Here is a 22,711-nt window from a genome sequence, read left to right as displayed (position 1 = left end):
TTAAATTTAATGTATTTAAACGTGTGAAATTACGAAGCTATTTTTCTGTAGAGAATATAAATCGCCTTACTGCTATCGACAGTTAAAAAACAATAATGTTATATTATAACAACTATGCAGAGCACCTCATTACATCGCTTTAAGACTCGAACCACACTAGTGAGATATTTACTGGTGCTTTCGTTGTTGCTGAGCATTGGCATGAGTATGTTGACTGAGGGGCATAATCCCGCTCATGTACTGCAAGCTGACCAACATTGTGCTCTATGTATTCATGCACACAACATAGATCATTCGTTACCCACTAATACTGCTCCATTGTTTGCGCCTTTGTTATCGGACTTTAGTGCCGAATTAACAACGATACATTATGTTGAAACCTTTGTTAGAACTAGCGGAAACCGCGACCCTCCCCACGTAAGCTGAACCCAATCGATAGTTTTTTTAGCGCTGCTTATCAATAGATAAAGCGGTGATTTTGATATGTATTTCAGAGATTATGTCATGACTTTTAAGTTCTCCCCCCTATGTTTAGCGGTAATAACTGCTATGAGCGTTATAACAGTAATAAGCGGCAATGTGCATGCTGCAGATAAAGAAATTCAAAAAGACGAACACGATATAGAAACCTTATTGATTACTGCATCACCGCTCAAACGCACTGTACTAGAGTCGAGTACCCCTGTGACAGTGATCAGCGGTGAACAGTTGGATCAAAACCAAGCTGCAACCTTAGGCGAAACTCTTAAAAACATTCCAGGCGTCAACAGTTCTTATTTTGGTCCAGTTTCCAGTAGCCCCATTATTCGTGGCCTTGATGGCCCGCGTATTAAGGTAGTGCAAAACGGTTTGGATGCATCGGATGCCTCACGTGTTGGTCCTGATCATACGGTGTCGACGGAATCCTCAACTGCCACCCAAATTGAAGTACTCCGTGGTCCCGCGACTTTGCTCTATGGTAGTGGTGCTATTGGTGGCGTGGTCAATGTAGTAGACAACCGATTACCACAACAAGCACTAGACGGCTTACAAGGTAAAATGGGAGTCACCTACGACTCAGTTTCCAATGAAAATACCTACACGACTGATCTTAATGGCGGAGTGGGGGCTTTTGCCTGGCATTTCGACGCATTCAGCCGTAAAACCGATAATTATAAAATTCCAGGTGAAGCGAGTATTGAAGAGCATGAAGAGGACGAGCATGAAGATGAAGAAGAGCACGAAGAAAGCAGTGGTTATCTTGAAAACTCGGCCATTGATGCACAGGGTTTCACCTTAGGAACTGGTTGGATCACCGATGATTTTCGTTTAGCCCTGTCTTATGGTCGACTTGAATCAGACTACGGAATTCCGGGGCATGCTCACCATCACGAGGAAGATCATGTGGAAGATGAAGAAGAGGGGCATGAAGAAACTGAGCATGAAGAGGAAAGTATCTACGCCAGTTTAGAACAGAATCGTGTGCAAAGTGTCGCCGAGTGGCTGAACTTAAGTGGTCCATTTAGCGCGGTACATTGGCAAAATGGTTACACCGACTATCAACATAGTGAAATAGAAGGTGGCGTTGTCGGTACTACCTTCACCAATAAAACCTTAGAGTCTCGTTTGTGGGCAGAACATAAGCCTTTATCAGGCTGGAAAGGCGTGGTTGGTTTGCACTATAACAACATCGAGTTTGCCGCCGAAGGCGATGAGGCCTTTACTCCCTCTACCGATAGTAAAAGTTTGGCTTTGTTTGTCTTAGAAGAGAAAAAAGTTGGAAATTTATTGTGGCAATTAGGTATGCGCGTTGAAAATATTAGTCATCTTCCTGATAACAGTTTTTTTGCAACACTAGAACACGAAGACGAAGAGCATGAAGATGATGACCACGCAGAAGGCCACGATATTGACTTTGAACAACAAAATTACACTGCTTTCAGTGCATCAGCAGGCGTGGTTTGGACTCTCAATGACAATCAATCCTTCGCTTTTAATTACGCATTTTCAGAGCGTGCACCTTCAGCCTCAGAAATTTTTGCCAATGGTCCTCACATAGGCACAGGAACTTATGAAGTTGGCGGTGGTTTTGCTCTGCATTATGAAGAGGATGAATATGTGCTAGAGCGAACCGAGGCCAATATGGATAAAGAACAATCCAATAATATTGACCTGACATATCGCTACCACAACAACTATCTAACGAGTTCTATAAGCGTGTTTTACAATCAAGTTGACAACTATGTGTTTCAACAAGATACAGGTTTAGTGGTTAGTGATGGCCATTTTCATGCCCATGATGGCGAAGGTGATGAACACGAAGAAGAGCTAGGTCATGGGCACGAAGACGAACTGCCGGTTTATTTGTTTGCTCAGCAAGACGCTAAACTGTATGGCTTTGAAGCCGAAGTAGATTGGCATTTTGCTGATAATTGGCGTATTGATACCTTTGCTGATTACAGCCGAGTTAAACTCGATGATGGCAGCAATGCCCCCCGTATTCCGCCAATGCGAGTTAGTTCATCACTCCACTTTGAGTATGACGATTGGCATGCAGAAGCAGGCATTACTCACTATAGCAAACAAGATAAAATAGCGGCTGATGAAACAAATACAGCAGGTTATACCCTTGTTTCTGCCAGCGTAAATTATTATCTACCCACAGATTTTGCTGACATCAGCATTTTTGTTAAAGGGGATAACTTAACAAACCAAGAAGCGCGAGTGCATTCGTCATTTATAAAAGATGTGGCTCCCTTGCCAGGACGTTCTATTAAAATTGGGCTTAGAGCGACATTCTAAACCTTGCCCAAAAACGTAAAAGGGAGCTTTATGCTCCCTTTTATATTTTGCTATTTGCCATTTAATTAAATTGTTTTATATCGAGCATAGTCGATAAGGCACTGAGTTCCTCAAGTAATTTATGTTCTCGAATTTTCAGTTCACCTAATTCAAAGGTAATTTCAGTTTCTCGTTGTTTGACTTGGGCATAAGACATTTTGTTGTCTATTGGGCCTTGTTGCTCTCGCATTTGTTTAGCGCGTTCAGCGCGATCTAATAACTCTAACTTTTCAGAAAAACGACTAAGGGAATGAACATTGACACTTAACCCCAAATCTAAACATTGCTCGTAGATTTTTTGATTTTGGCGATAATTGTTTTGCCTTATAAGCTGTTTAATAATTTCAACTTGTTCGGCACGTGATTTTCCACTGAGCATTTTGTGCAATACCTACTGTGTTTTTATTGGTTTACCAGCGTCATAGTAATTAGACAGACATGGGCAGTTTGCAAAATGATTTTACATGACAATTGTTTTATCTTAAGCAAAATATTCAGCATGACGTAAATTTACAGTAAAAAAAGGGCTAGCACCGCAACAGGAAACGGAACTAGCCCTTTAGGGAGTCACTACTTGTGTTTTACAAATATTTATTTCCCAAAACTATCCACAGTGATTTACCAGCAACTAGGCTCTTTAAGCATTACAACTCGTAAGTTGCCATGGTAACTTTTAACAAATGTGGAACTGAGGTGAAATTGAGCCCCCAATCTGTTTGATCGCCATTCCATACCCGCTCAAAAATCCATTTACCATCCTCAAAGTGACCTTCTTCAACTCGCTCAATCATGTGGTGTTTATCGACTATTTCAGTAGAGGGAGAAAAACTTACACGGGCGCGTAAGGCCGTCACTAAATATTCGTTTTCCGATAACTTGGCGATAAGAGCGCCGCCTGATGCAGGTGCATTACCAATGGGTGGGTCGATCCAAAACATCTTACGACCATAAGTTACCTCGGCATTCCATAGACCCAAATCAAGAGTTTGGGTAAATAAGGCAGGATCGAGCTCTACTGCAGATACAGGGATTTGCTCTTCAGTTGTATTGGCATTCCAGATACTTTGTTTTTCGGTTAGCGAGTCATGAGGTTCGGCCACGCCCCATACTTTGTTTTCAAAACTCAAGGTTGCCCACACATCAGCAAAAGGTCGCATCAGCGAGTAGATTTCAGCAAAGGGGGCAATAGTTTCATCACTCATGCTTTTGGCACCTAATGGATAATTGGCATAATCAGTGAAATCCATACCAAAAGGCGCAAAACCTATCCCCTGATAGCCCATAGCGGTAAAAAAGTAACGGGCGTAAGGCTGATCATTACCTATTTCAGAGATAAATAAAGGGTTATCCTGTCGCGAATATAACTCCATGACTCTATCCACAGTAAGGTGATCGCGGAAGTAAATATCAGGACTTATCATATCGATAGAAGGCGCGGCAATTTTCCATAAATCGATAACGTTATCGGTGGGACCGCCCATTGAATAGCCATCACCGGGATAAAAGGGATTACGTAAGGCGACGTTGACATTCATCGGTAAATCTTTAACGGCTTTACCTGCAATCGCCAGTTCTTCACAAAATTTAGCAATGTACCAAGCATGAAAATATTCATCAGCGTCTTTGTTAAAAACTTCTGACCAGCTGCCACTTTTGACCTTTAAAGTATCAACAAGCTCTTGCGGAACCATTTGTTCAAATTGGCTTTGCGCTAGTTCAGAAAAATCACGTTTTGAACCATAGGTGCCCACTTCATTTTCGATTTGTACCATGATCACTGTGTGTTGTTTGTCATGGCTTTTTAGATACTCCATCAACTTAACAAAGGCTTTTTTATCCGCTTCTAGTGTATTTTTACCCAAAGGGGACATGGAATTTAAACTGCTGCCGTCTTTTTTAACCACGCGCGGAAAACGTTGGTTATCCAGTTTTACCCAACTTGGCGCATAGTGAGGCGCGTTGTTTTTCCATGTTGCAAACCACAATAAATTCAGGCGTATATCACGCTCGCGAGCTTCGGCGAGTAAAACATCGAGATAAGAAAAATCAAATTGGCCCTCGATAGGCTCAACTTGCTCCCAAGCCACCGGAATACTTAAGGTATTAGCCGACATTTGTTCAACCACTGACCAGACTTTAGCAAGGGCGGCAGGGTAATTGGCTGAATTATTCGACTGAGCGCCTAACACTAAATAAGGTTTGCCATCCACCATAAACGCATGTTTGCCGTTTTGCGTGACAATTTCTGGCATTACATGGGTTTGTTTGCTGTCACTATTAAACATTGTGGAGTCAGTGGATTGGCAGGCATTGAGCAAACTCAAACTTAATAAACTGATGCCTAAGGCATGTATTGAATGTTGCTTAAACAGCGACTTTGTTGCTTTTACTATCATATCTGTCTCATTAAATGGCTTTTAGTTGTAAGGTCGGTAGTGACTTAAACACTGTTGTATTTTTAGGCTAAGTTGGAGCAAAAACTGTCGAGCATTGCTTTTATCAAGGGCATCGAGTACAGGCTCATAACCATGGCGGTCTAGCACCTTATGTTTTAACAGCGTGAGCCAACGAATCCGCGAAACTAAAGGGTTAAGTTCACTGGCCACACGACCACTGCTACTAAATAAAGTTATTTTTTGTTGCAGTATTGCGGGTAATTGTTGCTGCGATAATTGCCACGAAAACGATGGTTGACCTTCAGCATAAAGCAACATCAGCAGGCTATAATCCAAGGCTTGTTGATAGTCTTTGGCAATTCGACGATTTAATTCAGCGCTATTGGTAGCTAAGCAGGCTTTACCTGGAAACAGATCAAGTAGTTTACTAATGCTGCGCTGACACAATATTAAATTGCTAAAAGGCGAAGAGCCCAAATAACCCGCTGTAGTGCCTAGGGCAAAACAGTTTTTAAACATGGCTTGTTCAGTGTAAGCATATTGCACTTGTTTAAGCTCTAATGGCTCACTTTGAGGTGCAAACTTGCGTAGCTGGTACTGAGCCTGTTCATCAGAGGTGCTTGTACTTGCATAATACAGACTGATTTCATGAAATTGCGGCATAAAACTGATTTCAACAATACCCTCTGCAGTGGCAATAAATTGCTGATAGGGTTTAGCTTGTTGGGTGATATTAAGCCTCGTGCTAATTTTTTTATCAAAGGGAATTAACGTCGCGCAATCCACATAAGGTCGTTGTTGATTTATTTCATTTAATACGCCAGTTGGGCCACTGTTATCCAGCACTAAATCAGCATCTATAGTTGTACCGTTGTCGAGCTCAAACTGCTTAATAAAACCATTTTCACTGTGATAGCGAATATCGCTGACTGTCGCCTTGATCAGTTTAACGCCAAGCTGGCTGGCCGCACCCTGCATAAAACGTAAATAGGCTTTAGCATCCAGATTAAGGGAAGGAGAAAAGCCCGCGGCTATTTCATCTTTGCTGTTAGCTGGTAAAGCTAATAATGATTTTTGTGCAGCAAGGGCACTAAGCGAGTAGGGGCTAATATCGTCAATCTCTAACCATTGCAGGACTTGATGTAGTTCGACCGTGCAAAAATTTGGCAGAGTATTTTCACAGCCGATAAAATAATCTGAATGCTGGGCTGAAAAATTAGTTAACTGTGTAGCAGAACACAGCTTGGCACTGCCATTGACGAGCAGTTGTTTATCTTGAATTCCTAAAAGCCGATGAAAATCGAAAAGATGTGCAGTGCAATGAATAACTGCTTCGTTTGCGCTTTGAGTTAAAGACGGTTGGTTTAACGGACGCTCGTTTAAAAGACAATCCAGTACCGTAATATTGACTTGTTGGCCTTGTAAACCACGTGCTAATCCAACGGCAGCGCACCAGCCAATAATATCAGCGCCAAGGATGACGATGTTTTTAATTGCGCTATTTTCTTGGGGCTGTAGATTTGACCAACTCATCGTGTTCCCCTAGTCAGCAACTCTTGAATGTAATCGTCTGCCTGAGGAAAGGTAGCAAGCATAGATTGGATTTTGTGGCGGTGATTGGCCATCAATTGCTTTATTTGCTCTGCATCGATATTGTCGAGCCGAGCATCATAGTGCTGAGGAATTATATTCTGACCTATACATACCGCAGGCCATACACCAAACTGCGCAAGATCAGTGCGACCTGACTCTGCAAATAAAGTGAGGAGATGTTGTAATTCATCTGGGATGGCCATGTTGCGGCAGTAGTCCCAAAAGGGTGAATCATTGCGTTTAGTGACATGAAAATGCAGAATAATAAAGTTGCGGATCAGCTCATATTGCTGACAAATACTGCGGTTGTATTCATTCATCTCAGCTTGGCGAAATGCCTTATCTGGGAAGAGCTCAAGGAGTTTGCTTACCCCCAGTTGAATTAAATAAATACTGGTGGATTCTAAGGGTTCTAGAAATCCAGAAGATAAACCAATAGCCACCACATTTTTTTGCCACGAATATTGGCGCCGACCGGCTTTAAAACGCAGTATTTTGGGATTGGCTAAGGCTTTACCGGGCAAAGAATTCATTAGTATATCGGTAGCGTGTTGATCGCTTAAAAACGCACTGGTGAATACATGGCCGTTACCAATGCGATGTTGCAAGGGGATTTGCCACTGCCAGCCTGACACTCTGGCCGTTGCCTGAGTATAAGGTTGCAAAGCAATTTTGCCCTTACTAGAACTATGATCACCAGGAGCATGCTCGCAAGGTGCGGCTACCGCGCTATCTGTTGGTAACCATTGGCTCCAATCAAGGTAAGGTGTATTTAAGGTACCATCTATCAAAAGTGCCTTAAAACCACTGCAATCAATAAACAAATCACCCTCTATGGTTTGGCCACTTTCAAGAGTGATACTCTGAACAAAATCATTAAGATGCTGATTGACCTTAACCACTTTTCCTTCAATTCGTTGTACTCCACGTTGCTGAGCGTAGTCACTCAAAAAAGCTGCATAAGCAGAGGCATCAATATGGTAGGAGTAAGTGTAATCGGCAAATACCGTAGGTTTATTTGACGTTGAAAGTGGAAATTTACCCGCAAAGCCAGCCATCGCAGCAATAGAGTATTGCTCAAGCCCATAGGTTTCACCCAAACTACGGGCTTTTAACCAGTATTGATGAAAATCAATGCCTTGAGTGATTTCGCCATGTTCGCCAAAGGGATGAAAATAGCTGTCGCCAATGTTGCCCCAATCATTAAATTTGATGCCGAGTTTAACAGTTGCATGGGTCTTTTTGATAAAAGTGGCTTCATCAATACCTAAGGTTTGATTAAATTGACGAATATGGGGAATAGTCGATTCGCCAACTCCCACAGTACCAATTACATCAGACTCAACGAGAGTGATGCGGCAAAGTTTTTGCGGTAAACGGTTGGCCAGAGCAGCAGCTGTCATCCAACCAGCTGTACCCCCACCCACTATGACTATATGTTCAATATTTGCTGACTGCATATCTCTCGAGCTTGTAATCAAATGATAAGATTGTTTTTAATATCAACACTATAACGCCATTTATTTCGAAAATGCTGTTACTACATTATTTTTAAATAAACGCTCAGAAAATAACTTACTTAAGTAGGTTATTTAAAAATAATGGTTTCAATAAAAAGGCACCCGTAGGTGCCTCTACATTACTTATGAATCGCTTAGAAATTTGCGGTTAAAGCCAATGAATAACGTGTGTCATTCATATGGTAAGCCGAATAATGATCGCCTGAATCAGTTTGTTTAACGATATTTTTGGTTACTGTATTACTTAAGTTGTTAGCGTTAAGTGAAACAGTAAAGGTATCGTCTATTTTATAAGATATAGAACCATCTAAATAACCACCAGCCGCGTTGAGCACTGGTAAACGCCAGTCGATATTATCGCCACTGCCGTCAACATAACCACCAGAACTAAGTGGGATTGAACCATTAAAACCGTTGGCACCAACAGAGGTTAAAAATTCACTACGCCAGTTATAGGCTAAACGAACAGTGATATCGTATTTTTGATAAATACCCACTACGTTATAGGCATTTTTAGAGATAGCTTTAAAGGGTAACTCGTAGTCATAGGGCATACCGTTGGTATCACGAGGTGCACTATCCGCGTTAACAATACTACTACTATCTATGTAGGTGTAGTTGGCACTAATACCTAAACCATCAAAGGGCGAGGGCAGGCTGGTAAAAAAGTGGTTTACACTAATCTCAGCCCCTTTAATTTTGGCCTTACCTTCACTCACTGGGCGTTTGATTTGGTAATCCTGTTGAGGATAGCCCTCGGCACCGTAACTCTCGGTGACAAATTGGTCTACTTGATCACCTTTAATGTCTTTGGTAAACAATGCTAAATACATCGAACTTGAATCGGTATAATACCATTCTAGCGATGCATCAAACTGGGTGGAGGTCATCGGGTCTAAATAGGGATTATAAGTCGATTCACCGGTTTTACGATAATCAGCCGCGGTAGGGATAATCGGGAGCCCAGTACTAGGATCTATTAACGGACCGCCTGTTTCTGGATCAAAAAAATCATCGCGTTTTTCATCAGGTATGTTTGCACTTAAAGCTAAGCTTGAACGCAAACTACTAAAGTCAGGACGAGTCATCGCTTTTGCTGCTGCAAAACGTAAAAACAAGTCTTCACGTAGTTCAATTTTAACGTTTAAGCTGGGTAGTAGATTATTATAAGAATGTTCGGCTGCTCGCTCTTCGTAAGCTCCTTCGCCAAACAATAGTCCATTAGGGAAGGTAAGATAGCCAAAAGCCGTATTGTCGGTTTTGACATAACGCACGCCCATATTACCGCTGACGGGGAACTTTAAGTTGTTCAGTTCAAAATTAGCTTGCACATACACGGCAGAGGTTTTTTCTTCTTGCGAGTTGTACCACTGCTGGTCATCTAGATTTCGAGGTTGCCACGTAGCGCCGTCGGGGTCAAACCAGCCATTATCTACGTAGGTTATTTTGTCTTTTACTTCTTGGTAACTGCCTTGTTGGAAACCTTCAGCGTAGTGGGCGATAGGCGCATATAGATTGGCAGGTGCAGCTACATCACCTTGGAAAAAGTTATTAAATTCATTGAGATGCATATCTGACTCAAGCGGGTTCGCACCACTTTCAATCAGTCCAGAACTGTATAGCCAGTTACCTACTGCGCCCCAGTTATAACCCGAATCGAAGTTATCCGAGGTTGATTTGGTAAAACGCGCACCGGTTTTGATAGAAGTGATAACACTGTCTTCTAAAAAGTACTCATAATCTGCCGCCGCTGTGGTCATATCTCCAGCGTTGTCATATTGGTTGTCCATCAAAAAATCCCATACATAATTGTCAGGATTTGCTAAATGAACGGGATCCGATGTAACCGAAGGCAAACTGCCAGATAAATCGATATCAATATAAGGAACGCGAGTCGCCACGGCCACTGTTGAGTCGATCCCTTTTGATGTAGCGTCAACACGTTGCAATGAGAACTTGAACGCTGAATTGTCGTTGAAGTATTTGTACTCTAGAGAAATGTCACGAGTCTGAGCATTTTGTGCAGAAACGCGGATGTCAGAGCCCATAGCAATATCGCTTGCTGCTGTTAGTCGTCCCTTTTTCATAACGCCCATGCTGTCATAAACACTGTCTGCAGAGGCGGTTACTTCAGTAATATCATTGCTGACAAAAATCGCATCTTCGTCCCAGCGCATATCATATTCACTGTTAAAATAGGTCAGTACAAATTCGTGATTTTCTTGTGGAGCCCATTGCAACGCCACGTATTGCCCTGAACGTTCGCGATTAAAATGCATGGTACGCCAGTCGGCACCACGGGGAACAAAGACTTTTTCACCTTCGTGCGCTGGCATATTGTCGCGAGAGAAATAAGGACGGACATAAATTGAATCGTTGCGGGTAGACAATTCTGAAAATGCAAAATCGGCTAAAAAGCCAAACTTACCGGCCTTGGTATCCCAAGTATTGCTGTAAAGCGCCGAATAAGCAGGTGTGGTTTCTTTAATCATGTCGCCATAGTTGGCTTCCAAACTAAAGGACATTTTTTGTCCATCGTAGTGAAAGGGTAACTTAGTTTCTAAATCGATAGTGCCAGCTAAACCACCTTCGACCTGATCGGCAGTAGGGCTTTTGTATATGTTTACCGCGTTTAAAAGCTCAGGAGGAACATCACCAAAACTGAGTGTACGGCCACCATTAGCGCTAAACGAACTACGGCCATTCAATTCACTGCGTACCTGCGATAAACCTCGTACAATAACGCCGTTACCTTCTACTGAAAAATGCTCGGGGTCGCCAAGGGACATATAACGGTCGATAGATACACCTGCAACACGTTGTAAGGTTTCGGTAATACTGCGATCAGGTAGGGCGCCTAAATCATCAGCACTAATACCGTCCATGATTTTATTGGAGTTTTGTTTTCTAGCCTGAGCCGAAATCATACTTGAACGTAGACCTGTTACTTCAATAACTTCAGTTTCGGCATTAGCTTCTTCTGTTGCAGCGTCCTGAGCAAGGGCAAGTCCAGGCGTTAAGATGCCTAAGGCACCTAATACGCATAGGGATGTTTTAGACCTTTTGTATAAATTGCCCAAAGGGCTATCAAAGGTAAGGTATTTACTTTTCATTGTTTGACTCCAGCTTATGTATGTGTGAATTTTTGTTGGTTCTATTAAATATGGTTGACTAATTGAGTGGCTCCGAACTAACCAGTAAGCGGTAATTCACGCCACTTTTGGCTATAAAATTGAATCCATCTGGTCGTTTTTGCATTGTTATAAGATTGCCTTGCTTGTCCCTTAGCTGGCTAACATCAGTGCAATCTGTGCATCTGATGTTTATGATTTGACTGTGCTGACTATTAAACATGGCATGTTGTAATTTGCCGTTCAGCCACGCGAGTTCCACCGTGATTCCGCCTCTGGCTTTTAAGCCGCTAATCTGACCATTTGGCCAAGCTGAAGGTAAAGCCGGGAGTAAATGAATTTCGCCTAAATGACTTTGCAATAACATTTCAGCGATGCCAGCGGTGGCACCAAAGTTCCCGTCGATTTGATAAGGGGGGTGATTGTCCCACAAGTTTTTAAGGGTGCTGTGCAATAACTGTTCGCTTAATACTTTGTGTGCCCGATCACCATCTAACAAACGAGCCCAAAAGTTTATTTTCCAAGCTTTACTCCATCCTGTGCCACCATCACCACGACTATTAAGGGTAGTAAGGGCAGCTTGAGCCAACTCGGGTGTGGTTAAAGGTGATAACTGATTACCAGGATGTAAGGCATATAGTTGTGAAACATGACGATGTTCTGAGCTTTTATCATCCAGATCTTGACGCCACTCCTGTAATTGCCCCCACGAGCCAATAAGTAGACCGGGGGCGAGATTAGCGAGCACCTTACTGATACGTTTCTGGTTTTCTGCATCGCCGACAATGCCAGCAGCTTCACTGGTATTAGTTAACAGGTCGTAGATGATTTGCTGAGACATTGCCGCACCAGCAGTAAAATTACCGTGCTCAGGTGAGTAACTAGGGCTGATTAACCAGTTACCTTGTTGGTCTTTTTGTAAAGTGCTTAACCAAAATTCACTGGCCCCTAACATCACTGGATAAGCGCGCTGTGTCAAAAAGTCTTGATCTAAGGTGAAGCGGTAGTGTTCAAAATAATGTTGGGCCATCCATGCCGCACCTTCTGGTTGCCAGAATGCAGTTGGCCACGCAATTAACCCTGTAAACCCCCAAATGTTGGTGTTTAACAACAAGGTCCAGCCTGGTGCGTCAAATAAACGCAGGGCGGTTTGTGCGCCGGGCTCCACTAAACTATCTATAAAATCAAAAAGAGGTGGAAGGGTTTCAGGTAAGTTTGTTACATCGGCCAACCAATAATTCATCTGCAAATTGATATTAACGTGATAATCCGCGCTCCAAGGAGCATGTTCGTATTGGTTCCATACCCCTTGTAGATTAGCGGGCAGGGAGCCGGCGCGAGACGAACTGATCAACAAATAACGGCCGTATTGAAAATACAATACTTCCAAAGCACGATCTTGTTCAGCAGTATTGCTAGATTGGTAACCAGCCAATAATGCTGGTGTACTCAACGTTGTTGCCTGCTGCTTGAGATCTAAGGTGACGCGCGAGAATAACTCCCTGTAATCGTTTTCATGATTAGTCAATAAATTTTCGTAAGTCAGGCCAAGTAATTTTTCCTGAGATTGTTGTGCTTTGCTAAGGGCGTCTGTTCCACGATAGTTTGGATATTGCTGACGATAATTGGTAGTAGCCACAACGGTATACCAAAGCTCATCGGCACCGATAATTTCAACACTATTTTTGTGCTGAATAGTTTTACCATTTTTGTGATGAAAGCTAAGTATTGACGCGTATTGTAGGCCGTTATCGTTTAATACCCCTTGCAAAGTAATCTGCTGGTCGGACTGCGAATAATTCACCGAGCGATTAGGCGCTGTAACCATACTGAGGTTTAAATGGATCTTGCCTTTTTGGCTGGCACAGATTCGTGTAACAATCGCCTGATCGGGATAACTAACAAAATACTCTCGTTTATAAACAACATCATTTTCAGTAAACGTAACACGAGCCACTGCACTGTTTAGCTGCAGTGAACGTTGATAGTTGCGGATGGCCTTTTCATTATGGAAGAAATTCATTTTTACCGATGCAAAACTTTGGTAACTGCCATAACCTTGATAATCACGACCTAGTACCTTGGCAACTTCTTCAGGTGTGAGTTGGTTTTGTTCGCTCAATTGGTTTTGAATAGACTTTAGTTTTTGCGGGTAATCACTGCCTGCCGGGGGTAAGCCAAAATCATAACCTTGTTTACTTTGTGGACCACCTGTCCATAAGGTTTTTTCGGCAAATTGTAAGATGTCTTCATTAATACCGCCCATGACATTAGCACCCAAAGCGCCGTTACCAATAGGCAGTGACTCACTTTCCCAATCTAATGCAGGCTGAGTAAAACTCAATGCTAATGGCATTGGCAAAGTGTCTGCCCAGGCACTAGATGTAACATATATCAGCAATACACAACTAACATAACTGATGATTAAACCTGAAATTTTATGTTGCCAAGAGCTAGTTTGAATTGCTTGTGACACAGCATTACTCAATTACCTATTATAATATTGTAATACTATTTGTTATGTGTATGTTAATCAAAGCAATATTTACATATAAAAAAATATATCAAATACAAAAATAAAAATAATAAAGATGTTTAGTAAAAGAGTAGGTTTAATTGTTGGTATATCGGCATGGATATCCAGATCTAAGCTGGGTAGTCTATGAAAGAGTTTGAGTAAAAAAGGAGTTTGAGCACAAGAGCCACACTAGCATGTATAAATTGCTGGTGTGTAGAATTGCTGGATTAGATCAGAATATCGCACCTAATTTGCGTGAGATATTGATGGCAGTTTCTTTTGTTGCAGCAATAGCGCTATTAATATTAACAGTATTTAAATCACCAATATAATGCAGATAGGGCACTACTAAGCACGCCACCAATTCATTTTCGTAGCCATAGACAGGAAAGCCAATATCTTCAACACCTTGAATTTGTTTACTCAACATTCGCTCAAAGCCTTGATTGCGGACCACGCTGATAACGTTTGCCAACTCACCTTTAGTGGCATCGACTGCTAATAATTCGAGTATTCTTTGTTGTTGTTCTTCTTTGGAAAACGCAATAAATATATGCCCAGAACAAGAATTCAGTAGTGGAGATTTGGCACCCAAACGTATGGAGATTAACTTATCCATAGGGCTGTCTTTTTGCACAATTACTAAAACATGATTATTGGAGTTAATGGTCAAATGGCAGGATTGCTCGATGTTTTTCGCTAATTTTTCCATTTCGAGCGAAGCGGCTTTAACTAACTTTTGTACAGGCACATGTTGATGGGCTATCTCGAAGAGTTTCATCGATAGCGAATAACGATCACTATCGGCATCAAACTTTAAATAAGTTCGTCGTTCTAGTACCAAAACCATTCTAAATACTTCAGAAACAGATTTTTTTAACGACAAAGCGATATCTTTAAGTTTCAAACCCTCTGGTTCACCGGCTAATAACTCCAGAATGTCTAAGCCTTTTTCAAGAGCTGGTGCGGCGTACTTATTAACGGATTCAACTTCTGAATTTTTATCTTTCACTAAGAAAACCTTTACAAAATTTATGGAGTGGATAGCGCTAGTTGCTGATTATATTGTTGTTTTAATATCAATTGAGCAATAGTTACACTACAAAATTAGTAACGCTATATCTATTAAAAGTTAGTTGGCTGCAAGTTCCATAAGCTGATTTGGCCGTTATGTTTTTTAAAAAACCACTTACAAAAAAGGAATATTAAACGATTTATGTATTTACATAGCGCTTTTGCAATTTTATGTTTAGCTCGGCTACCCGCGATATTCAAACGGGGGATAATGTGCATATGAATAATGTCAAAAGTGATTATATTGCCAGCCATACTCGTCTTGGACAAACCAAACAATCAGAAGGAGATACTAACTGATGCAGGGATATTTGCGTAAGGATGGTCGTAAAGGCATTAGTAACATTACGTTGGGGTTGGCTTAGGTCAAAAACCACCAGTTTATTTAGATCATGGTGACCATATCAAACTATCCATCTCGGGTTTAGGTGAACAACAGCAAAGGGTTGTAGATTTTCATCGACAAACTATGTAAGTCACTTAAGCTGTTGGAAACGTTGGTGAGGTCATTGGTTAAGACCTTAAAACTAAATTAAGGAATTGTAATGGAAAGTAATAACAAACTTTGGTTGGCAGCACTGGGTTTTACCTCGTTGTTAGTGGCTTGTGTACCAGAGGCGACAACTGTTAATCAACAGGCAAATATCGTTTTGTACCAAGGTCAAAATAGCGATTCAGCTAAACTTGGGATTAAAAGTCACCAACATGAGCTAGCAGTTGTTGGGGATTTTGCTGAACTGCCTGATGGTTTAGTTTCTATCAAAACCATAGACAAAGATAAGCAAAAAGATGCGTTATTACTTAACTTTAAAGACAGTTGGTCTTCCGGTTTATATTTTAACAGCGATGGTCTGGATATCAGCAGTTATGTCGCAACTGGCACGGTTGAGTTTGATTTGCGCGTGGACGATATTCAGCAAGGCAAGCTTGATTTAGTGGTCAATTGTGAACAAAATTGCCAGCATGTTTACCGCCTTCGTGAGTGGGCGCAAGAACATCAGGATAAAGGCTGGCAGCATTTATCTATTCCCTTAAAATGCTTAGTGGATGCTAAAGCTGATTTAACTCAAGTAACTAAGCCCTTTAATTTCAGTACCGGTGGTAAAGGCCAATTAGCTTTGGCTAACGTAGTGATTAAAGCACAAGGCCAGGCCAATCAGCCCTGTCATACGGCAACACAACTGGCAACCACGCCTGCCACGCTAAATGAATACTGGTCTGTTGATTGGTGGATGCCAAGACATGCACAAAAAGTTGAGCAAGCTCAGTTGGGGCAGGCGCAACTGGTGATGATTGGCGATTCGATTACTCATGGTTGGGAAAATGATGGCAAAGCCGTGTGGGACAAACACTTTAGCGATATAAATACACTAAACCTCGGTTATAGTGGCGATAGGACTGAAAATGTATTGTGGCGTTTACAACACGATGAACTGGCTAATTTGCAACCCAAACTCGTAGTGATGATGATTGGCACCAATAATACCGGCCATCGCATGGATAACCCCGAAGCGATAGCTGCGGGTGTAAGCAAAATTCTTGATGAACTGAAAAGCCAAATACCAGGGGCCAAAGTACTGTTGTTGGCAATCTTCCCACGTGATGCCACAGTCGATTCATTAGCTCGGATCAACAATCAACAAGCCACCGACCTGATCGAACAAATGGCGCAGCAACGCGGTTTGTTGTTTGCCAACTTTAATGCAGGTTTTTTAACCGATGACGGCACGTTAACCACAGAAATGATGCCGGATTTATTGCATCCCAAAGCACTGGGTTATGAAGTTTGGGCGGAGCAACTTGAGCCCTTTATTAATCAGTATGTCAGGCAGCAATAGCGCTAACCTTAAGAGTACTGATATGAATAGGTAGGTGCTTGCCTGCCTATTCATTATAAATTGATAAAAACCTACAAAATCACTTGATGTATTAACTACTTTTTCCAACCTTTACTAGACTATCTAAGCTAGTTCGTTTATTCAAAGTAATGTAAGTCTTAATGAACTTTTGAGTAATTTTCAACTCCAAATCAAACGCTGACGTATCGAAAAATTCCGTAAACCAAGGGAATTCATTACACATATGACACATTCAAATTCTCGTTATGTTAGTCATCTTACGCGTAATACCTTGGCACTGATTTTAGCCGGTGGTAAGGGGAGCCGTTTATTTGAGCTGACTAAAAAACAAGCTAAACCAGCCTTGCATTTTGGTGGCAAGTTTAGGGTAATTGATTTTCCACTTTCCAACTGTGTTAATTCCGGTATTAAACAAATTGGTGTCATGACCCATTACCGCGCCCATAGTTTAATTCGTCATATCGCCAGAGGTTGGGGCCATCTTAATCGGGATCTTGGCGAGTTTGTCGAACTCATGCCTGCGTGGCATAAAGATTCTGCCTGCGGTTATGAAGGCACGGCCAATGCCCTATATCAACATATTGAGTTTATCCGTGAGTTGGCACCCGACTATGTATTGGTGCTGGCAGGAGACCATGTCTATAAAATGGATTATGCCGATATGTTAGCTCAGCATGCTGAAAGTGGCGCAGATATGACAGTGTCTTGTATTGAGGTTCCCATCGCAGAGGCTGCAAATACTCTAGGAGTCATGTGCATTGATAAGCATAATCGAATTAGCCATTTTTATGAAAAACCTGCCGAACCCTGCCCATTAAATGACAAAGCGGGTTATACACTGGCTTCCATGGGCAACTATGTATTTAATACCGAGTTTCTAATCGAACAACTGCTCAAGGATGCTAAAAATCCTCAATCTGAGCATGATTTTGGTAAAGATATCATTCCTGCGTCTATTGAAAATAATCAAGTTATGGCCTTTCGTTTTCATGATGTAGAAGACCATCTAAAACCCTATTGGCGAGATATTGGTACACTGGATTCATTTTGGCTGGCAAACATGGACTTGGTGAGTGTTAGCCCTGAACTCAATATGTATGATGAAGATTGGCCAATTTGGACCCACCAAAAACAAGCGCCGCCAGCAAAATTTGTTTTTAATGATGTAGATAGGCGAGGGTATGCAGTAGATTCAACTGTATCAGGTGGATGTATTATCTCGGGTGCAGCAATCAATAAATCTCTGTTGTTTTCCGATGTTAGAGTAAATTCCTATAGTCGCATTGAAGAAGCACTTATCCTACCCAAAGTCACTATTGGCAGACACGTTAATATCAAACGAGCCATCATTGACAGTGGCTGCAATATTCCTGATGGCATGACAATTGGGATAGACCATCAAGCCGACATCGCTAGGGGTTTTCGCATGAGTAATAAAGGGGTGGTGTTGGTTACGCCATGTATGTTGGCTCGATAGCAACAATATTTTTGTGCTTTTTGTAAGTTTATAGTGCTACGTTGTGGGTTAAATATTTGAAAAAAGCCCATTACTTCAAATTGTTAAGTCAAAGTTATTGTTTGTGATTTAAGCGAGGCTAACATAATATTGCTTTACTTTAAGCAAGCATAACCACCCAGAAATAAATAAAATCATGCTGATTAATCGCGACAATATTAAAAGGATGTTAGAAAATCCCGATCATATCAGTGGTAAGTGTTTTGTTGTTTTTATTCAGTTTTTAATCATTGTTTCGCTTATAACCTTTTCTATTGATACCTTGCCTGAACTGTCGTCCGAAGACAGAAAACTACTTAATATTATCGAAGGCATTACAGTATTTATTTTCACCATCGAATATATAACACGCATCGTGGTAGCTGATCACAAGTTACGTTTTATCTTTAGCTTTTTTGGTTTGGTCGATTTATTAGCTATTTTACCTTATTACATCGTCACCGGATTGGATTTGCGTACTGTGCGCATATTCCGGCTTTTGCGGCTGGTGCGTATTCTTAAATTACTTAAGTACAACAAAGCCATCAAACGTTTTCAGCGAGCCATTAGCATAGCCAAAGAAGAGCTCATTTTATCGGCAGCTGTCGCTTTGATCATGTTGTATTTATCCTCGGTGGGTATCTATTACTTTGAAAATGAAGCCCAGCCCGAACAGTTTAAATCGGTATTTCACAGCTTATGGTGGGCAATTACCACTCTGACTACGGTGGGTTACGGCGATATGTATCCGGTCACGGCAGGGGGCAAATTTTTTACATTTTTTGTACTGATAATTGGCTTAGGGGTTGTAGCGGTTCCCACGGGTTTAGTGGCATCAGCCTTAACTCAAGCACGTAAAGAAGAAAAGTAAAACGTCAATTCTGGGTACGTAGCGTCAAGCTGATAGGGTAGTGATCAGACGAGCGTATGTCAGTATGTACATGACTAGCGACTAATTCTAAGCCGCGATAATAAATATGGTCAAGATGCTGAAATAAATGACTAAACCGTGGCTGACGTGTCATTTTTACTTCTTCTAGCCAAAACGACCTTGCAAGCTCATTAAAATAGCTTAATCGTTGCCTGTTCCACGTATTAAAATCACCCGCCATTATGATTGGTCCTTCATGATCATCGAGAGTTTTGAATATCTGATGCAGATGAGTTTTAAATTTTTCTAAAGAAACAAAGTTTATAAGATGAGCATTGACTACAAGCAATGATTGCTTTGGGGTATCTAAGGGGTAGAGGGTAGCTAATAACATTTTTTTTGTATTAGAAATGGGCTCGCTGTGGTGTGATGCTGAAAAATATTGCTTTTGGGCCGCGACTGTCGAACCGGTTTTAACGCCTGTTTCGATATTGGTTTTTATATTTCTGAAACTGCATGCCATTATCCACTGATGTAACACTGAGCCGTTAAAATGACTGTCGAAAGGAGAGTTTAGAATGGCTTCTTGCAAGAGGATTAAATCTTTGCTTGCGCCAAGTTTTTTAAAATCGTCATGCCAACCCTTTTTCTGGCATTTATATACATTCCACAACAATAACTCGATGTTTGGCCCCATTGTCACCTTAGATGCCTTACCCATAATTTTTAATGTTTCTACTGTGCAATATCGATTTTTAAGCATAAAAATACCCTCCTAGTAAGCTCACTGTGATAGTACCTGAACCACTTGATGTCTGCTTAATATCACAAATAGGGTGAGAACAAGCGAAATAAGTTATTGCGAATTTTTCTGTAGATGGGCAAGTTTTCAATTTCACTGGCAATCACCGCAATTGCGTTTTGTTGTTTTTCGTTGAAAAAGGCATTTAGTTTGGTATTAAGATCTTCATCAAAACATTCGAGATTGATTTCAAAATTCAATTCCAAACTTCTGGCATCCCAATTGGTGGAGCCAATGAATGACCATATGTCATCGATGATGACGATTTTGCTGTGATCAAATGGTCTCTGGTTTTTGTATATTTGAATTCCGTGAGCCATTATTCTCGCAAAGTTAGCTTCCATCACCCAATCTAATAATCGCAGATCACTGCGCTGCGGCACAATAATTTGCACAGCTACACCACGCAGAGCTGCGGCATGAAGTGCCGTCATTAAGGTGTGATCGGGAATAAAATAGGGAGTCATTATTCTTACGCTGGTTTGCGCGCAGGCCAAGGCATTAATTAAGGTCCAACGTAATTTGTTGTGGTCTTCATCTGGACCATCTTGAATGACTCGAGCAATGAGGGAGTTGTCGTTCTTTTTCTTACCTGTGTTAGGTTTAAAATGCGGAAAAGTAATGTGCTCAGTGGTAGCAAAAAACCAATCCTCACTAAACACCTGACTAATTTGATCAATCACTGGGCCTGTTATTCTAAAATGGATGTCATCAATAGGGTGGGTTGCAAATTTAACCAGGTTACTTTTGCTCACATTCATGCCACCCATGTATGCCACTTCACCATCCACACAGAGTATTTTTCGGTGGTTTCTTAGATTGATGAAACGAATATTGGTAAAAGACATGGCGGGTAAAAAACGTGCGGTCTTTACACCTTGTTTTTTCAATGCTCTATTCAATTTATGCCAGTTGTAGCCAATTCCAATACCGTCCAGTAGTACGTTAACGATGACCCCTCGGTGATGGGCGGCAATTAAGGCCTCAACGAATTGACGTCCAGTTGAATCGTTATTAAAAATATAACTCGCCAATACGACATGACGTTTAGCACTATTAATGGATTGGATCATGGCCGGGTAGGCTTTATCACCATTAATGAGGGGGTCCACTTTATTATCAGCAAGGTAGTTAAAGTGATTAATTTTACAGCCCGCGATAATGGATGAGTGCCAGTTTATTGGTAACTGATGAAATTCAATGAGCTGGTCTTGCTGACGAAAACCTTGTTTAAGTTTTTTAGGATGTTTTTTTTGTGCTGAGCGTTGAATACGATTTATGCCAAATAGCCAATAAAAAAGACTGCCCATAACGGGGGAAAAAATCACTAGCGCTATCCATGCCAGTGATGTTCGTTCATTTTCTTTGAACAGAAGTACATGTACCGATGTCACAAAAGATAAGCTAATATAGAAAACAACAATAATCGTTAGCCAATGGGTGTAAATCCATTCAAGCATTAGTTCAATAAACTGCATGAAATCATGCATATAACCCACCTTCAGAATGTGCAGCGTTATCAATTACGGAAATAAGGTGTTTAGAGAATCCTACAACATTACAACTTATTTAATGGAAACTTTTGACACCAAGCTTATATTTTTAAGCATATTAATCACTACAGTAGTCTCTATCGCCTATTTTATCGTAATTAGTTTTTTCATTACCCAAATGGATAAAGAATACTTTTTACGTAAAAATACCGGTGGTAAACAAGCGCGTAAAAACATTGATGGAGACTCAAGGAGTCGAAACCTAAATTATGTGGTAAAAAGTGCCAAATTTATTGTAGGACTGTTTTTAATTCTGTGTGGATTGGCGATGCTAATACTACCTGGTCAAGGTTTAACCACCATATTAATTGGATTGAGCTTGATCCCGTTTCCAGGCAAACACCAGCTTGAACAAAACCTGCTTGCCCGCAAGTCCATAAGGGTTTCGTTAAACTGGATCCGTTCAAAGGCTAAGAAAGAGCCCTTTATTTTCGATTAAATTTCCCTTAGTTAAATTCTGTAAGCTTGAAGTGTAGCTTCACATAATACTGGCTAAGCATTTGCAATGTTTTGTTTAGATACAAAACACAGAATGACAAATTTAGGAAATACCCATGATTTCAGCCACTATTGCCGAGTGCATGAGCAGTGACTTTGCCAAAATTCATGCAGATATGCCGGTGGCAGAAGCCTCTGCCAAATTAATCAAAAAAGCCTTACTCGGTGGTCCCGTAACTAACTACGAAGGCAAATTAATCGGCTGGATATCCGAACAAGAATGCTTGCAAATCACGTTACAGGTGGTATATCACAATACTCGCGTGGCAATAGTACAGGACGTAATGCGTACTGATGTTATATCGGTAAATCTAGATAGCGATCCTCTTGAAGTAGCTCAGCAGATGTTACAAGCCAAGCCCAAAAGTTATCCAGTAATTGATAGTTCAGGAAAAGTACTAGGGGTTTTGACCCGCAGGCATATGCTCAACATGCTTGATCAAAAGCTCCAGGAACTTGGGCAAAGATAGTTCAATTGCACCAACATATCGCAATGAGTGTACTGGCTTTAAAAACCTAATCCACATGACGATATTCGTGCAAAACGATAAACAAGCGGGCAATACCAAGATTGTACAATG

The 22,711-nt window shown here is 41.2% G+C and carries 17 protein-coding genes; 8 read left to right on the top strand and 9 right to left on the bottom strand.

The window, feature by feature from the left end:
• Window positions 1–201 precede the first annotated feature (201 nt).
• Both AX660_RS23115 and AX660_RS10215 read left to right on the top strand, forming a co-directional pair.
• A complete protein-coding gene (locus tag AX660_RS23115) occupies window positions 202–426 on the top strand; it encodes a hypothetical protein (RefSeq protein ID WP_131811783.1) in 225 nt (74 codons plus the stop codon).
• 123 nt (window positions 427–549) lie between these two features.
• Window positions 550–2,781 (top strand): TonB-dependent receptor, encoded by a 2,232-nt coding sequence (locus tag AX660_RS10215; RefSeq protein WP_235594711.1) that lies wholly within the window; start codon window positions 550–552, stop codon window positions 2,779–2,781.
• A gap of 61 nt (window positions 2,782–2,842) precedes the next feature.
• On the opposite strand, the gene AX660_RS23480 is transcribed toward AX660_RS10215, so the two are convergent.
• The 7 genes from AX660_RS23480 to AX660_RS10180 all read right to left on the bottom strand — a co-directional run bounded on the left by AX660_RS23480 (window position 2,843) and on the right by AX660_RS10180 (window position 14,990).
• Window positions 2,843–3,199: a hypothetical protein gene (locus tag AX660_RS23480; protein ID WP_068376142.1), complete on the bottom strand. Its 357-nt coding sequence runs from the start codon at window positions 3,197–3,199 to the stop codon at window positions 2,843–2,845.
• A 265-nt stretch (window positions 3,200–3,464) separates the two neighbouring features.
• Window positions 3,465–5,216: a DUF5597 domain-containing protein gene (locus AX660_RS10205; protein ID WP_068376140.1), complete on the bottom strand. Its 1,752-nt coding sequence runs from the start codon at window positions 5,214–5,216 to the stop codon at window positions 3,465–3,467.
• Window positions 5,217–5,237: 21 nt separating this feature from the next.
• On the bottom strand, window positions 5,238–6,749 hold the full coding sequence (locus tag AX660_RS10200) for a tryptophan 7-halogenase (RefSeq protein WP_068376137.1): 1,512 nt from the start codon (window positions 6,747–6,749) through the stop codon (window positions 5,238–5,240).
• Window positions 6,746–8,269 carry a tryptophan halogenase family protein gene (locus AX660_RS10195; RefSeq protein WP_068376135.1) on the bottom strand — a complete coding sequence of 508 codons (1,524 nt, stop codon included), beginning with the start codon at window positions 8,267–8,269 and terminating at the stop codon, window positions 6,746–6,748. Before AX660_RS10195 ends, AX660_RS10200 begins: the two co-directional genes overlap by 4 nt.
• 194 nt (window positions 8,270–8,463) lie before the next feature.
• Window positions 8,464–11,442: a TonB-dependent receptor gene (locus AX660_RS10190; protein ID WP_068376133.1), complete on the bottom strand. Its 2,979-nt coding sequence runs from the start codon at window positions 11,440–11,442 to the stop codon at window positions 8,464–8,466.
• 58 nt (window positions 11,443–11,500) lie between these two features.
• Complete coding sequence (locus tag AX660_RS10185) at window positions 11,501–13,936, bottom strand: glycoside hydrolase family 95 protein (RefSeq protein ID WP_131811782.1); 2,436 nt, start codon at window positions 13,934–13,936, stop codon at window positions 11,501–11,503.
• Window positions 13,937–14,210: 274 nt separating this feature from the next.
• A complete protein-coding gene (locus AX660_RS10180; RefSeq protein ID WP_068376131.1) occupies window positions 14,211–14,990 on the bottom strand; it encodes an IclR family transcriptional regulator in 780 nt (259 codons plus the stop codon).
• Between the two features lie 233 nt (window positions 14,991–15,223).
• On the opposite strand from AX660_RS10180, the gene AX660_RS23635 reads away from it, so the two are divergent.
• From AX660_RS23635 to AX660_RS10165, 4 genes are all read left to right on the top strand, one after another.
• Window positions 15,224–15,352: a hypothetical protein gene (locus AX660_RS23635; protein ID WP_268801373.1), complete on the top strand. Its 129-nt coding sequence runs from the start codon at window positions 15,224–15,226 to the stop codon at window positions 15,350–15,352.
• 245 nt (window positions 15,353–15,597) lie between these two features.
• Window positions 15,598–16,890 carry a putative glycoside hydrolase gene (locus AX660_RS10175; protein WP_068376128.1) on the top strand — a complete coding sequence of 431 codons (1,293 nt, stop codon included), beginning with the start codon at window positions 15,598–15,600 and terminating at the stop codon, window positions 16,888–16,890.
• Window positions 16,891–17,134: 244 nt separating this feature from the next.
• Window positions 17,135–18,388 (top strand): glucose-1-phosphate adenylyltransferase, encoded by a 1,254-nt coding sequence (gene glgC, locus AX660_RS10170; RefSeq protein ID WP_068376126.1) that lies wholly within the window; start codon window positions 17,135–17,137, stop codon window positions 18,386–18,388.
• A gap of 175 nt (window positions 18,389–18,563) precedes the next feature.
• Window positions 18,564–19,277: an ion transporter gene (locus AX660_RS10165; protein ID WP_068376123.1), complete on the top strand. Its 714-nt coding sequence runs from the start codon at window positions 18,564–18,566 to the stop codon at window positions 19,275–19,277.
• 4 nt (window positions 19,278–19,281) lie between these two features.
• Here the strand turns inward: AX660_RS10165 and AX660_RS10160 are convergent, their stop codons facing one another.
• Window positions 19,282–20,040 carry an endonuclease/exonuclease/phosphatase family protein gene (locus AX660_RS10160; RefSeq protein ID WP_068376121.1) on the bottom strand — a complete coding sequence of 253 codons (759 nt, stop codon included), beginning with the start codon at window positions 20,038–20,040 and terminating at the stop codon, window positions 19,282–19,284.
• Window positions 20,041–20,102: 62 nt separating this feature from the next.
• Window positions 20,103–21,557 carry a cardiolipin synthase gene (gene cls / locus AX660_RS10155; RefSeq protein ID WP_068377060.1) on the bottom strand — a complete coding sequence of 485 codons (1,455 nt, stop codon included), beginning with the start codon at window positions 21,555–21,557 and terminating at the stop codon, window positions 20,103–20,105.
• 58 nt (window positions 21,558–21,615) lie between these two features.
• On the opposite strand from cls, the gene AX660_RS10150 reads away from it, so the two are divergent.
• Together AX660_RS10150 and AX660_RS10145 are read left to right on the top strand one after the other, a co-directional pair.
• Window positions 21,616–22,071 (top strand): hypothetical protein, encoded by a 456-nt coding sequence (locus tag AX660_RS10150; protein WP_106404055.1) that lies wholly within the window; start codon window positions 21,616–21,618, stop codon window positions 22,069–22,071.
• A 115-nt stretch (window positions 22,072–22,186) separates the two neighbouring features.
• Window positions 22,187–22,600 (top strand): CBS domain-containing protein, encoded by a 414-nt coding sequence (locus AX660_RS10145; RefSeq protein ID WP_068376117.1) that lies wholly within the window; start codon window positions 22,187–22,189, stop codon window positions 22,598–22,600.
• Window positions 22,601–22,711 lie beyond the last annotated feature (111 nt).

This window comes from Paraglaciecola hydrolytica (genome assembly GCF_001565895.1).
In the GTDB taxonomy this organism is placed as follows: domain Bacteria; phylum Pseudomonadota; class Gammaproteobacteria; order Enterobacterales; family Alteromonadaceae; genus Paraglaciecola; species Paraglaciecola hydrolytica.
This window is presented reverse-complemented; position numbering and strand designations above follow the sequence as displayed.

What these genes read in the sequence shown, in the direction of transcription:
- AX660_RS23115 (WP_131811783.1), top strand. Translation starts at nt 202, where the DNA reads ATGAGTATGTTGACTGAGGGGCATAATCCCGCTCATGTACTGCAAGCT.
- AX660_RS10215 (WP_235594711.1), top strand. Translation starts at nt 550, where the DNA reads ATGAGCGTTATAACAGTAATAAGCGGCAATGTGCATGCTGCAGATAAA.
- AX660_RS23480 (WP_068376142.1), bottom strand. Translation starts at nt 3,199, where the DNA reads ATGCTCAGTGGAAAATCACGTGCCGAACAAGTTGAAATTATTAAACAG.
- AX660_RS10205 (WP_068376140.1), bottom strand. Translation starts at nt 5,216, where the DNA reads ATGATAGTAAAAGCAACAAAGTCGCTGTTTAAGCAACATTCAATACAT.
- AX660_RS10200 (WP_068376137.1), bottom strand. Translation starts at nt 6,749, where the DNA reads ATGAGTTGGTCAAATCTACAGCCCCAAGAAAATAGCGCAATTAAAAAC.
- AX660_RS10195 (WP_068376135.1), bottom strand. Translation starts at nt 8,269, where the DNA reads ATGCAGTCAGCAAATATTGAACATATAGTCATAGTGGGTGGGGGTACA.
- AX660_RS10190 (WP_068376133.1), bottom strand. Translation starts at nt 11,442, where the DNA reads ATGAAAAGTAAATACCTTACCTTTGATAGCCCTTTGGGCAATTTATAC.
- AX660_RS23635 (WP_268801373.1), top strand. Translation starts at nt 15,224, where the DNA reads ATGTTTAGCTCGGCTACCCGCGATATTCAAACGGGGGATAATGTGCAT.
- AX660_RS10175 (WP_068376128.1), top strand. Translation starts at nt 15,598, where the DNA reads ATGGAAAGTAATAACAAACTTTGGTTGGCAGCACTGGGTTTTACCTCG.
- glgC (WP_068376126.1), top strand. Translation starts at nt 17,135, where the DNA reads ATGACACATTCAAATTCTCGTTATGTTAGTCATCTTACGCGTAATACC.
- AX660_RS10165 (WP_068376123.1), top strand. Translation starts at nt 18,564, where the DNA reads ATGCTGATTAATCGCGACAATATTAAAAGGATGTTAGAAAATCCCGAT.
- AX660_RS10160 (WP_068376121.1), bottom strand. Translation starts at nt 20,040, where the DNA reads ATGCTTAAAAATCGATATTGCACAGTAGAAACATTAAAAATTATGGGT.
- cls (WP_068377060.1), bottom strand. Translation starts at nt 21,557, where the DNA reads ATGCAGTTTATTGAACTAATGCTTGAATGGATTTACACCCATTGGCTA.
- AX660_RS10145 (WP_068376117.1), top strand. Translation starts at nt 22,187, where the DNA reads ATGATTTCAGCCACTATTGCCGAGTGCATGAGCAGTGACTTTGCCAAA.